At 68.4% G+C, this 13,159-nt stretch carries 10 protein-coding genes; 1 reads left to right on the forward strand and 9 read right to left on the reverse strand.

The window, feature by feature from the left end:
- Positions 1–3: 3 nt before the first annotated feature.
- The 8 genes from ACO2RV_RS16115 to ACO2RV_RS16150 form a co-directional block, all read right to left on the reverse strand.
- Positions 4–780 carry a 2,3-dihydro-2,3-dihydroxybenzoate dehydrogenase gene (locus tag ACO2RV_RS16115; RefSeq protein WP_423294791.1) on the reverse strand — a complete coding sequence of 259 codons (777 nt, stop codon included), beginning with the start codon at positions 778–780 and terminating at the stop codon, positions 4–6.
- Positions 762–4,670, reverse strand: a complete 3,909-nt coding sequence (locus ACO2RV_RS16120; RefSeq protein ID WP_423294793.1) for an amino acid adenylation domain-containing protein — start codon at positions 4,668–4,670, stop codon at positions 762–764. Before ACO2RV_RS16120 ends, ACO2RV_RS16115 begins: the two co-directional genes overlap by 19 nt.
- Positions 4,663–4,950, reverse strand: coding sequence for a phosphopantetheine-binding protein (locus tag ACO2RV_RS16125; RefSeq protein WP_423294795.1), 288 nt, complete (start codon positions 4,948–4,950; stop codon positions 4,663–4,665). Before ACO2RV_RS16125 ends, ACO2RV_RS16120 begins: the two co-directional genes overlap by 8 nt.
- Positions 4,950–5,594 (reverse strand): isochorismatase family protein, encoded by a 645-nt coding sequence (locus tag ACO2RV_RS16130; protein WP_423294797.1) that lies wholly within the window; start codon positions 5,592–5,594, stop codon positions 4,950–4,952. The genes ACO2RV_RS16125 and ACO2RV_RS16130 overlap by 1 nt, the downstream gene beginning before the upstream one ends.
- A 2-nt stretch (positions 5,595–5,596) precedes the next feature.
- Positions 5,597–7,210 (reverse strand): (2,3-dihydroxybenzoyl)adenylate synthase, encoded by a 1,614-nt coding sequence (locus ACO2RV_RS16135; protein ID WP_423294799.1) that lies wholly within the window; start codon positions 7,208–7,210, stop codon positions 5,597–5,599.
- A gap of 8 nt (positions 7,211–7,218) precedes the next feature.
- Positions 7,219–8,424 carry an isochorismate synthase gene (locus ACO2RV_RS16140; protein WP_423294801.1) on the reverse strand — a complete coding sequence of 402 codons (1,206 nt, stop codon included), beginning with the start codon at positions 8,422–8,424 and terminating at the stop codon, positions 7,219–7,221.
- 59 nt (positions 8,425–8,483) lie between these two features.
- Complete coding sequence (locus tag ACO2RV_RS16145) at positions 8,484–9,659, reverse strand: YncE family protein (RefSeq protein WP_423294803.1); 1,176 nt, start codon at positions 9,657–9,659, stop codon at positions 8,484–8,486.
- A 61-nt stretch (positions 9,660–9,720) separates the two neighbouring features.
- Complete coding sequence (locus ACO2RV_RS16150) at positions 9,721–10,857, reverse strand: ABC transporter substrate-binding protein (RefSeq protein ID WP_423294805.1); 1,137 nt, start codon at positions 10,855–10,857, stop codon at positions 9,721–9,723.
- A gap of 381 nt (positions 10,858–11,238) precedes the next feature.
- On the opposite strand from ACO2RV_RS16150, the gene ACO2RV_RS16155 reads away from it, so the two are divergent.
- A complete protein-coding gene (locus tag ACO2RV_RS16155; protein WP_423294807.1) occupies positions 11,239–12,561 on the forward strand; it encodes a UDP-glucose dehydrogenase family protein in 1,323 nt (440 codons plus the stop codon).
- Between the two features lie 92 nt (positions 12,562–12,653).
- On the opposite strand, the gene ACO2RV_RS16160 is transcribed toward ACO2RV_RS16155, so the two are convergent.
- Entirely contained in the window at positions 12,654–13,106 is a 453-nt protein-coding gene (locus ACO2RV_RS16160) for a cache domain-containing protein (protein WP_423294809.1), read from the reverse strand.
- Positions 13,107–13,159: the final 53 nt, after the last annotated feature.

A 13,159-nucleotide genomic window follows, 5' to 3' on the forward strand; every position in this document is an offset into this window, starting at 1 on the left:
GGGTCATGCCCGCATCGTCGCGCCGCCATCGACATAGAGGTCGGTCATGGTGATGTGGCCGGCCCGGTCCGACAGCAGGAATACCACGGCCTCGGCCACATCTTCCGGCGTTGCCAGCTTGGCCAGCGGAATGCCGGCCTTGAAGGTCTCCAGCGAGCCGGCGATGACGCGCGCCGCGCCCTGCTCGTCCGCCCACATGCCGGTCTGCATCGGCGTCAGCGTCGAGCCGGGGGCGACGATGTTGCAGCGTATGCCGTGCGGCGCCAGCTCCAGCCCGAGGCAGCGGGTGAACATGGTCGCCGCCGCCTTGGAGGCGGCATAGGCCGACATGGCGTGGCGCGGAATGCCGGCGGCGTTGGACGACACGGTGACGATCGCCCCGCGCCGCCTCGGCTGCATCACCCGCGCCAGCGCGCGGGAGAGGCGGAACACGCCGCCGGCATTGATGTCGAACACCCGCTCCCATTCCGTGTCGGACAGGCCCGTCACCGGCTCGCAGGACAATACGCCGGCGACATTGGCGAGCAGGTCGATGGGCCCGAGATCGCGCTCGATGCGCGCGACCAGCACGTCGACCTCATCGGAAGAGCGCACGTCGAGGACGGCCGGAAAGACTGCCTCACCGAGTTCGCTCGCCAGCGCCCATAGCGGAGCCTCCTCCACGTCGGTCGCGACGACGCGCGCGCCTTCCTCGACGAGGAGCCGCACCACTGCGGCACCGATACCACCGGCGGCGCCGGTGACGAGGGCCAGCCTGCCGTTCAGACCGCTGTCGCGCATGGCATTCCTTCCCCTTGTTCAACCTCCGCCAGCGCCTTCGCCAGCACCGGCGCGATGAGCGCGGTCGCCTCTGGCCCGGTGAGATGCGCGTGCAGGCTCGGCACGTCGATCACCTCGACCCGCGCGGCATAGGGCCGCCATTGCGCAGGCGAGAGATCGCGACCCTGATGCTCCAGCGCCGCGCGGAAATGGGTGAGCCTGCCGTCGAACCGGCGATGGAAATGCTCGCGCACTAACCGGTTATTGCCGGCGACCACCCGCACCACCCCGTCCAGCGCCGCATCTGGCAGGCGACCGAGCGGACTGTCGGTGGCGCGCAGGAAGGCCAGCACCGAAGCGCGGTTCAGCGCGAGGGCCGGCAACCGGTCCGGGTCGTGGCCAGCAATGGCGATCAGCGCCTTCAGCGCGCCGTCCTCGCCGGGGTCGGGCTCACCGCGCCAGACATCGCAGGGGTAGGAATCCAGCAGCGCCACTACGCCCAGTTCGGCGCCCGCCTCGCGCAGCTTCACTGCCATAGCCTGCGCGATGATACCGCCGACCGACCAGCCGAGCAGGTGATAGGGCCCGTGCGGACGAACGCTGCGGATGCGCGCGACGTAGTCGACCGCCAGCGCGTCCAGGCTCGCGGGTGTGGCAACATTAGGCGCCAGTGCCGGCGCCTGCACGCCATACACGGAGCGGCGCGGACTGAGCGACCGCGCCAGCCGGCCATAGCACCAGGAAATGCCGCCGGCGGGGTGGATGACGAAGAGCGGCGGCAGGTGCGGATCGCCCTCGCTCAGCGTGATCAGCGGCCCGAGCCCGGCATCTTCCTCGCCCTCAGCCTCGATCAGCCGGGCGAAGCCTTCCACTGTCGGCTGGGCGAACAGCGCGCCGAGGCCGGGATCGCTCCCCCAGCACTCGCGCACCTTGAGCAGCAGCGCCACCGCATGCAGCGAATCCCCGCCCAGCGCGAAGAAATCGTCTTCCGCCGCGATAGGCGTCGTCAGCCCCAACTGCTCGGCGAACAGCCCGGCGAGCGCGGTTTCGGTCGGGGTCTGCGGCGCCCGACAGCCGGTGCCGGCGAAGTCGGGAGCCGGCAGGGCGGCGCGGTCGAGCTTGCCATTGGCGGTGACGGGAAGCGCTTCCAGCGCCACGAAGGCGGCCGGCACCATGTAGTCCGGTAGTCTCGAAGCGACATGCGCGCGCAAGGCGGCGAGGTCAGCGCCCGGCGCCGGCACCACATAGGCGACGATACGCCGTGTCCCGCGATCCTCGCGGGCAAGGATAGCGGTCTGACGCACGAGGCCGGACGACATCACCGCCGTCTCGATCTCGCCGAGTTCGACGCGCAGGCCGCGGATCTTGATCTGATGATCCGAGCGGCCGAGGAACACCACCGCGCCATCCGGCCGCCACAGCGCGAGGTCGCCGGTGGCATAAATGCGCTCGCCCGGCTGGTAAGGGTCGGGCAGGAAGCGCTCATCGGTCAGGTCCGGCCGGCCGAGATAGCCGCGCGCGAGCTGCACCCCGCCGAGGAACAGATTGCCCGGCACGCCCGGCGGTTGCGGACGGCCCTGCCCGTCCAGCACATAAAGCCTGGTGTTCCACACGGGAAAGCCGATCGGCACGGGATTGGCGCGGTCGTCCGGCCCGGCGGGCCAATGGCTCACATCCACCGCCGCCTCGGTCGGCCCGTAGAGATTGTGCAGCTCGGCGGAAAGCGTGCGGTGGAAGCGGTCGCGCAGCTCCGCCGGCAGTTCCTCGCCGGAGCAGAACACGCGGGCCATGGCGAGCCCCCGCGCGCTCGGCTCGGTGAGGAAGGCGGCGAGCATGGAGGGCACGAAATGCGCAGTGGTGATCGCCTCCTCGCGGATGAGCCGCGCCAGCGCCACCGGATCGCGATGTGCCTCGGGCGGTGCAATGACGAGGCAGCAACCCGCGAGGAAGGGCAGGAAGAACTCCCACACCGAGACGTCGAAGGTCGCCGGCGTCTTCTGCAGGATACGGTCCTGCGGGCCAAAGCCGTAATGCTCGCGCATCCATTCGAGCCGGTTGACGATCGCCCGGTGCTCGATGACGACGCCCTTGGGCTCGCCGGTGGAGCCCGAGGTGTAGATCACATAGGCCGCATCGCTCGGCTTCGGCGGGACAAGCGGCACGCCGGCCGGTTCGACCTGCCAGTCTTCCGGCGCCAGCACCTCGGCCTTGCCGTCGAAGTGCCCGGTATCCTCCGCCCGCGCCAGCACCAGAACCGGCTTGGCCGAGGCGAGGATACGCGCGATCCGCGCATCGGGCTGGGCGAGGTCGAGCGGCAGATAGGCGGCGCCGGCGCGCAATATCGCGACGAGCGCGATCACCAGCTCGAAGCAGCGCGGCAGCGCGACGGCGACGATTCCGTCCGCCCCGGCTCCCGCCGCGCGCAACTGTTCGGCCAGCGCCCGGCTGCGCGCGTCGAGCGTCGCATAGTCCATGGTCGCGCCATCGAAGCGCAGCGCCGGGGCGTCGGGCGTGGCGCGCAGGCTCGCCTCGATCAGCGCCGCCAGCGTGGTGTCCGGCAGCGGATGGCGGGTGGCGTTAAAGGTGACAAGGTGACGTGTCACCTCCTCGGGCGTGGCTGTCACCACCTCGTCGAGCGAGGCCGCCGCGCTCGACGCCTCGATGAAGTGCTTCAGCCGCGCGGCATGCGCTTCGACGGTGGCGATGTCGTAGAGATCGGGATTGGCGTCGACCTCCAGCCGCAGCCCCGCCGTGCCGTGCAGGCGGAAGGTGAAGGTGATGTCTTCTACCGGACCGGTCGACAGCACTTCCAGCTTGCTTTCCAGCCCGTCGAGGCGCGGCGTCTCGTCGAACGGCAGCAGGTTGATCAGCGGCCCATGCAGCCGGCGCTGTCCGCCGATCAGCTTGAGGTCGCGGCGCAGTTGCTCGCTGCGGTAGCGTCCGTGCCGGCGCGCCTGCACCAGCTGCTTCGCCACCTCGCCGAGGAAATCGTCGAGCGTGCCGTCGGCCGGCGCGTTCACCCGCAGCGGCAGCACGTTCATCAGCATGGCCGGTACCCGCGCCGCCGCGCTGCCGAGCCGCGCCATGAAGGGTACGCCGACGATCACTTCATCCGTCGCCGTGTGGCGCTGCACATAGGCCGCGCTCAGCGCCGTCACCACATCCGGCCAGGGGATATTGGTGCGCTCGCCCAGAGCTTTCAGCCGGGCAAAGGCCCCGCCATCGATCTCCACCGCGCGACGGTGGAAGGAGTGTGCGCTGGCCGGATTGCCGGCGGCGAGGCTCGCCACCTCAGGCTGGTCGGCGAACAGCGCGCGCCAGTAATCGCCGTCTCGTCCCCGCTTCTCGCCCGCGCGATAGGCCGCATCCTCGGCGAAGGCCGCCGCGATGCCGGGCGCGGGCGCGCTCGCCTGCGTGCCGCGCAGTTGCGCATTGTAGAGCTCGGCGACGCGCTGGGTGAGAAGGATCATCCCATAGCCGTCAATGGCGAGATGATGAATGCGCTGCTGCCAGATGAAGCGTGCCGGCCCGAGCACGAACAGCCGCTCGGCTGCCAGCTTTTCCCGCGTCGGGTCGATGGCGGTCGCCATGTCGCGGGCGATGTCGGCCTGCGCCGCCGCCAGCGGATCGGACGCGTGCGAGACGTCGATGATCGCAAGCGAGGGCCGGTTGGCGGAGTCGACGAACTGCACCGGCCCGGCCGGATCATCCACCATGCGCAGCGCCAGCGCGTCCGCCTCCGTCACCGCCTGCGCCAGCGCCGCCTCAAAAGCCGGCAGGTCGAGCGTGCCGGCCAGTTCGATATATTGACCCGTGTTGAACAGCGGATTGGCTGGATCGAGCCGCTGCGCGTACCACAGGCCCGACTGCGCCTCGGTGAGCGGATACGCCTGCGCGCGCACGTCAGACACCGCGCGCCGCCTGTTTGGCGCTGACCAGTTCCCACCAGCCGTCCAACGTCGGCCTCTCGGCGAATTCGGCGAATTCGAGCTCCAGCCCGCCCTCGCTCCACATCAGCACGAGATTCATCGCCCGCATGGAATCAAGCCCGAGGTCCATCAGGCTGTCCTCGCCGCCGATTTCCTCGGGGTCCTCATGCAGCATCCTGGCGATGTCGGCGCGCATCCTCTCCCGCGTGATCGGCGCGGCCGAGGGGACGATGCGGCGGATGTCGGCGGGCTCAATGGCCATCACAGCAGCTCCAATATCTGCGCGGTGGTCAGCGGCACGCCGCAGACATCCGCAACATAGGACAGAGCGAGGTCGTGCCTGGCGCGGGAGAAATCCGCCAGCGCATCTGCTGCCATGAACGGCTCGATGTCGCGCATGAAGGCATCCGCCGCGGTCAGCGTGCAGCCGATATGCGCGTAGACGCCGGCGATGATCAGCTGGTCGCGGCCGCGCGCGCACATCAGCGTTTCGAGGTTGGAGCGCTGGAAGGCGCTGTAGCGGTGCTTCACCAGCGCGAAATCACCGGGCTGCGGTGTCAGCGCGTCGACGATGGACTGGTGTTCGGGCGCCCAGCTCATGCCGGGCCCCCACAGGTCGGCCTGAAGCCCGCGGTCGCGCCGGTCCTGATCGCCCTCCTGCGCGGTGTAGAACACCGGCACGTCGGCTTTGCGGGCGGCTTTCGCCAGCATTGCGATATTGGCGATCACCGGGGCGATGGGCGAGGCACCCGGCGTGAAGACGCGCAGGAAATAGTTCTGCATGTCGTGGATCAGCAGCGCCGCGCGGCGCGGCTCCAGCGTCCACGGCGCGCGGGGCGTGGGCAGTTCGTCCCCGCGCGGCAGCTCATAGGGGGCGATGCTCGGCAGTCCCGGCTTCGCGTCCATGTTCACCCCTCCGTTCTTTCGAGGAACCGTCGGCGCAGGCCCGCGCGCAGCTCCTTGCGCGAGACCTTGCCGACCGCCGTGGTCTCGAAAGCCTCAATGAAGATGATCTGGTCCGGCACCTTGAAATCGGCGAGGCCGCGTGTGCGCATGAAGGCCTTCAGCGCCGCCGCTTTTGGCTTCCCGCCTTGGAGAATGACGAAAGCGCAGGAGCGCTCACCGAGATACTCGTCCGGCAGCGAGACCACCGCCGCGTCGAACACGCTTGGATGCGCGAGCAGATGATCCTCGATCTCCTCGGCCGAGATCTTCTCACCGGCGCGGTTGATGTGGTCGGTCGCGCGGCCCTGCACGACGAGGTTGCCTTCGGGGGTGCGCTTCACTACGTCGCCGGTGCGGTAGAAGCCGTCCGGGGTGAAGGAGCGGGCGTTCGCGCCGTCATTATTGTGGTAGGCGCGGATCGTGTAGGGCCCGCGCGTCAGCAGGTTGCCGGCCTCGCCCTCCGGTACGGGATTGCCTTCATCGTCGAGGATCAGCACCTCGTCATCCGCGCTGATCGGCCGCCCTTGCGTCGAGACGATGATCTCCTCGGGATCGTCGAGCCTTGTGTAGTTCACCAGCCCCTCGGCCATGCCGAACACCTGCTGGAGCGTGCAGCCGAGAACCGGCTTCACTCGGCGAGCGGATTCGGTGAGGAACTTGGCGCCGCCGACCTGCAGCACCTCCAGCGAGGAAATGTCGTGCGTCGTCGTGGCGGCCGCCTGCAACCACAGTAGCGCCAGCGGCGGCACCAGGCCGGTGATGGTGACGCACTCCTGCTCGATCAGCGGGAAGGCGACTTCCGGGCTCGGCGACGGGCTCAGCACCACGCGCGACCCGGCGTAGAGCGCGCCGAACACGCCGGGCGAGCTCATCGGAAAGTTGTGCGCGACGGGGAGCGCGGCGAGATAGACGCTGTCGGGCGCCAGCTGGCAGATCTCGGCGCTGGCGCGGAAAGAATAGATATAGTCGTCATGCGTGCGCGGGATCAGCTTGGACAGGCCGGTCGAGCCGCCGGAGATCTGCAGGAAGGCCACCTCGGACGGATCTGCATCCGGCGGCAGCCCGACGTCTCCGCCGGTCGGCAGGCCATCGAGCGCGACGAACGGCCCGCCCCTGCCGACCACCACGACATGCTCGACCGCCGGCACCTCGCGGACGAGTTCTTCCGCCAGCGGGCGATAGTCGAAGCCGTCATACTTTTCGGCGATGACACAGCCGCGCGCCTCGGCAGTGCGGGCGAAATGGGCGATCTCGACGAGGCGATGGGCGGGAAGCGCATAGACCGGGATCAGCCGGGCGCGGAACAGTGCGAAAACCACCGAGAGGAACTCGGGGATGTTGGGCAGTTGCACCACCACGCGATCGCCGGGATTGAGCCCCTGCGCCAGCAGGCCGCGCGCTATGCGTTCCGCCCGTGCCTCCAGCTCGGCAAAGCTCCAGCGCTGGCCACCGCCGACCACCGCGACATGGTCGGGCAACTCCAAGGCGCGCTGGCGCAGAAAGCCGGTGAAGGTCTCGCCGCGCCAGTAGCCCCGCTCACGGTAACGCGCCGCGAACGTTGCTGGCCATCTCTGCACTAGCGGCCTCACGCCACGTCCTCCGCCGCCCGCCGGCCGGTCTCGTCGATGCCGAGCGCGTGGAGCAGCGCGGCGAATTTGGCGGAGGTCTCCTCGCCTTCGGCTACCGGATCGGAACCAGGCACGATGCCCGCGCCGGCATAAAGCCGTGCCTGACGGCCCGCGACCTCGGCACAGCGGATCGCCACATGCCAGGCGCCGTCGCCCGCCGCGTCGACCCAGCCCACCGCACCAGCATAGAAGCCGCGGTCATATCCTTCGAGATCTTCGATGACGCGAGCCGCCCTCTCGCGCGGCGTGCCGCAGACGGCGGGCGTGGGATGCAGCAGTCCCGCGAGATCGGCGACGGAGGTCTCGGGGCGGCGCAGGCGGCCGACGATGCGGGTGCCGAGATGCCACATGCTGGCGGTCGCCGTGATCTCGGTGCCCTTCGGCGCGCCGAGTTCCACGCAATGCGGGGCGAGCTGGTCGAGGATGGCGGTGACGACCTCGCGATGCTCGCGCTGGTCCTTATCCGAGCCGAGCAGCGCATCGGCAGCGGCACGGTCGGCGCGGGGCTCGCGCGCGCGGCGCGCAGAGCCGGCCAGCGGATGGGAGGTGACCACCTCGCCCTGCCGCGCGACCAGCAGTTCCGGCGTGGCGCCGATCAGCACGCGCGGGCCCTCGCTACTCGCCAGCGGCACGCAGAAGGCGGCGACGCGCTCATCCGCCGCCAAAGCGCGCAACAGCGCGCTGGCATCAATCGGCTGATCGGCGGCAAGGCGCAGGCTCCGCGAGAGCACCACCTTGCGCAGCGCCTCCCCGCTTTCCGCCATCGTCTCCAGCGCGCGCGCCACGGCCTCGCGATAGGCCGGCAAGGTCGGCTCGGCCATGACCTGCCAGCGCAGCGCGGGCCGCGGGGCACCCACCAGCGCCGGTGGCGGGAAGGCCGCGGCGAAGCAGGCCCGGCCAGGACTGCGCGACAGCTCCGCCGGTTGGAAGAGATGCGCCGGCGCCGCCTTGTCATAGGGCAAGGCGCCGACGACGAGACGGGGACCGGCAGGGTGCCCGGCGAAATAGACGTTCACCCGTTCGCCGAGCGTGCCCCCGCCGGGCATCTCCCGGCCCGACGGAACGAACCCGAGACAGCCCTTGCCGACGATGGTCTCGGCGTTCGACACCAGCGCGAAGGGCATGTCGGAAGCCGAAGATGCCGGTGCATCGACCTCGCGCATGCGCGCCACTCCGTTCGGGACTGCACTCACGGTCACGTTCCGTCTCGACCTTTGCGGTTTCAGGGCTTGATCAGCACGACCGTGTCGCCGAACGGGTCGACCATCGGCACCGGACGTGCGCCACCGGGACCACCGGGGGGCGGGCCGCCGGCGGGAGCCGAGGCCTGCTGGGGAGCGGCACCCGGCGCGGCGGGCGCGGCACCAGCGGGCGGCGCGGGCGGACGCGGGCGCGGCACCGACTTCAGCTTGTTCGAGACATAGGCGTTGCCGGTGGCCGCATCGACCGCGACCGTCTGCGGCATCGAGCCGGTGGCGACGTTGGCGATCGGCTCCAGCGTCTTGGTATCGACGAGGGTGACATAGCCACCCGTGCGATTGGCCACGTAGAGGATGCTGCGCTGGGGGTCGATGGCGACGCTGAGAGCCCCGCCGCCCGTCGGGATTTCCTTGATCAGCTTGCCGTCCTTGGCGTCAAGCACGGTGAGTTCGCCCGTGCCCTGATTGGCCACGAAAACCTGGTCGCCGCTCGGGTCATAGACCAGGTTGATCGCGCCCTCGCCGCCCGAGGGGAAGCGGTTCGTCACCTTCTTGGTGGCGAGATCGACCACCACAACCTCGTTGGACTGCAGGGCCGACAGGAACAGACGGTTGTTCTTGGCATCCAGCGAGATACCGGCCACGCCGCCCGTGAGGTCGTCGATGCTGTCGACGATCTTGTTGGTCGCGCCGTCAATGATCCACACGGCGCTGGGGGTGTCGCGCATGCCGAGCACCGTCACATAGACGCGGTTCGCGGCCTCATCGATCGCGACCTCGCGCACATGTGCCTTCTCCCCCTTGGACAGCTTCGCGACCACCTTGCCGGTGGCGAGATCGACCACGCCGACCGAGCCGTCGCGGGTCTGGGTCCCGTAAAGCGTCTTGGTCTTGTTGTTGATACCGAGCCCGAACATCGGGTCTTCGCCGAGGGAGATGGTCTCCTTGGTCTCCAGCGTCGCCGGATCGAGCGCCAGCACATAGGTCTCGCTCGCTCCCCGCGTGCCCGCCGCCGCCACATAGACGCGGTTCATCGGCGCGCTGAAGACGACCTCATACAATCCGGCGCCCGGCTTGGCCGACGTGACAAATGTGGGATCGGCGAAGGCCGTCCCGCCAAAGGCGACGAGCGCGAGCGCGGCGAGCGCGACGGAACGCGACAGCCGCGAACGAGGCCGGGACGGATGAGCGGTCAGCATTGCGTTTCTCCATTGGTGAAAGCGGGAGGTGATGCGCATCGGCCCCGGCGACCGGCCCGCATCAGTCGAGGTCGACCCAGTTCGGTCCTTCGATCGGCACGGCAAGGAAGCGCCGGTTCACCTCCGCGACGGTCGTGTCGACGTCGAGGTTGGCGAAGCGCTCCGGGTGGATCCATTTGGCGAGGATCTCGACCGTGATCAGGTCGAGCGGGGAATTGAGCAGCTGGTGCGACAGGCCATGGACACGCTCGCCCTTCACCGCCGCGAGGCCGGCAAAGCCCGGCCGCGCGACGACGCCCCGCAAGGTCTCGCGCGCCCTGTCGAGGCTATATTCCGGCCCGACCAGCAGCCCTGCGGTGCCTTCCATATGGCTGCCGCCGGTGGCGATATAGACCTGCGGGTTCTGCGCGATGACGTATTCGAGGTTCAGCTTGCCGAAGGCGCGCGGGATGATCGCCGCGCCGATATTGGTGCCGCCATCGGCCTCGATGATGTCGCCGACATTGCCCCGCCCCGGCGAATTGCAGCAATCGGCGGTCATCGCCGCGTGCGGCTCCAGGAAGACGCGCGGGCGCTCGCCCTGCGTCAATCCCGCCAGCCTGTCGCGGATGGCATCGAGATGAGCGCGCCGGAAGGCGAGGAAGTCCTCTGCCTGAGCCGCGCGTCCGGTAGCCATGCCGAGCAGGCGTAGGCTCGGCTCCAGATTGGTCAGGGGATGAACGAAGAAGTCGATCACGACCACCGGGATGCCGGCTGCCTCGATGCGCTCGCGCTCCTCGTCGGAGGGCTGCGAGCCGAGCGAGAACACGGCAAGGTCGGGCCGCGCCGCCACCACCTGTTCGACCGACAGCGAACCGGCCGAGCTGGCCACCTTGGCGAGATTCTCGATCGCCGGGAACTTCGCCTTGTAGGCCTCGAAAGTGCGCTTGCCGATGCGGTTGATGTCGCGCGGCCAGGCGGCCACCACGCTCACCGGATCGGGGAGGATCAGCGACAACGCGATGAGAAACCGTCCATCGTCGATCAGCAGACGCTGCGCGGGCGCGGCCAGCCGGACCTCCCGCCCGCTCAGGTCCTTCAGCGCGATCTCCGCCGCTGCCGGGCATACAAGCATCAGCAAGCCGAAGAACATGGCGAAGAGCAGCCGAACGACGGACGCGGCGAGCAATGGCCGAGCGAGGCAAGCGATAGGATACATGCAGCGGACATCGAGCCGATAGGGAACAATCCCGTGCCTAATCAGCCCGCACCTCGCCACTGTCAACTAAACAATTTGTAATTGCTTCTTTTTAATTAGTCTAATGAAGGATCAATCGAGGTAAACTGATAAATCTACTTTCACTTACTGCGACTACATTACGCTTCGTCATCAACTTCGCGTGCAAACCCGCCATCACCACGCCGTCGTGAAACTGACGTGGACAGCGGGCATCACTCGCGTGCCGTCCGCGCGCGGGCAAAGCGGCGGCGGGTGCCGATCGCTCTCGCGGCAGGCGCCGGGATCGGATAAAGAGGCTCCGGAAACGCAGCCGCCCGCAGGCACGGATTCCACTGGAACTGCAAGGATCGAGAGTATTCCATGCGCGTCGCCATGATCGGAACCGGCTATGTCGGCCTCGTTTCCGGCACCTGCTTCTCCGACTTCGGCCATGACGTGACCTGCGTCGACAAAGACGTCTCGAAGATCGAGCGACTGAAGCGCGGCGAGATTCCGATCTTCGAGCCGGGGCTCGACGAACTCGTCCGCCGCAATGTCGCCGCCGGCCGGCTCACCTTCGCCACCGACCTCTCCCAGGCTGTGCGTGAGGCCGAGGTGGTCTTCATCGCGGTCGGCACGCCCTCGCGGCGTGGCGACGGGCACGCCGACCTTTCCTATGTGCACGCCGCCGCCCGGGAGATCGCCCGCGCCTCGGAAGGCTTCACCGTCGTCGTCACCAAGTCGACCGTCCCGGTGGGCACCGGCACCGACCTCGAGCACCTCATCCGCGAGGAGGCTCCCGACGCGGACATCGCCGTTGTCTCCAACCCGGAATTCCTGCGCGAGGGCGCGGCGATCGAGGATTTCAAGCGGCCCGACCGCGTGGTGATCGGCACGGGCGATCCGCGCGCGCAGCAGGTGATGAGCGCGCTCTACCGCCCGCTCTCGCTCAATGCCGCGCCGATCCTGTTCACCGAGCGCAACACTGCCGAACTGATCAAATATGCCTCAAACGCCTTCCTGGCGATGAAGATCACCTTCATCAACGAGCTGGCAGACCTGTGCGAGAAGGTCGGCGGCGACGTGCAGGAAGTGGCGCGCGGCATCGGCCTCGACCGCCGCATCGGCTCGAAGTTCCTGCATGCCGGTCCCGGCTATGGCGGCTCGTGCTTTCCCAAGGATACGCTGGCGCTGATGCGCACCGCGCAGGAGGCCGGCACGCCGCTGCGCCTCGTCGAGACGGTGACAACGGTCAATGAGAGCCGCAAGGCCGCCATGGGACGCCGCGTGCTGGAGGCGCTCGACACGCCGGCGCGCGGGGCGACCGTCGCGCTGCTCGGGCTGACCTTCAAGCCGAACACCGACGACATGCGCGACAGCCCGGCCATCAGCATCGTGCAGTCGCTGCTCGACCGCGGCGTCAAGGTGCGCGCCTTCGATCCGGTGGGCATGGAAGAGGCGAAGAAGGTGCTGCCGCCGCAGGTGACCTACACCGAGGGCCCGTATGAGTGCGCCGAGGGCGCCGACGGCCTCGTCATCGTCACCGAATGGGACGCCTTCCGCGCCCTCGATCTCGACCGGCTCAAGCAACTGCTGGCGACGCCGATCGTGATCGACTTGCGCAACATCTACCCGCCGGCGGACCTGATTCGCCGCGGCTTCAAATATGTCGGGATCGGCCGCGGCAACATGCCGGCGGTGTGAGCCCGCGCCCGGAAAACGGGCCAGGTATCCGCGCCGCACGTCAGCGGGACCGGCAGGTGTTTGCCATGGCTTCGCGACGGTGGCGTATTGCGCTATTTGTAATAGCCGACGCCGCAGACCAGCCCTCCAATCTTGGTGATGTAGCTTTCCTTGGCGACCGGCTGGCTCTCCCCGGGACGCGGAAATGTGTAGGAGACGGTGGTTATCTGACCCTCTCGGGCGCTGCTCATGATCTCCTTGCCGAAGGCTTTGCCCGCGGAGTCCTTCAAATCATTGATATTCTGTCCGAGCATTGCGGGATTGGCATGGGCGAGCGTGGTCCCGTCGAGACCGGTGCAGAACACGTAAAGATCACCCTCCCGAAACCCGTCCGCCCCCTTGTTGAAGGCAGCCAAGGCATCGGACCGGTCCGCTTTCACCGCCGTGATGGCGTGCTCCAGCATCGCCCGGGCCTGCTGCGCCGTACCGTATTGCTGGGCAGACAAGCCGTTCGAAAGCAGCAGCATCGAGAACAGTGAAATCGCCAGCATTACGGCGCGAGACATGGCTTACCCTCCCCCTAGGTAAGGAAGAACGCTAACAGCTTTACCGAAGACTT

The sequence above is a fragment of the Ancylobacter sp. VNQ12 genome, assembly GCF_049445835.1.
Lineage (GTDB): Bacteria > Pseudomonadota > Alphaproteobacteria > Rhizobiales > Xanthobacteraceae > Ancylobacter.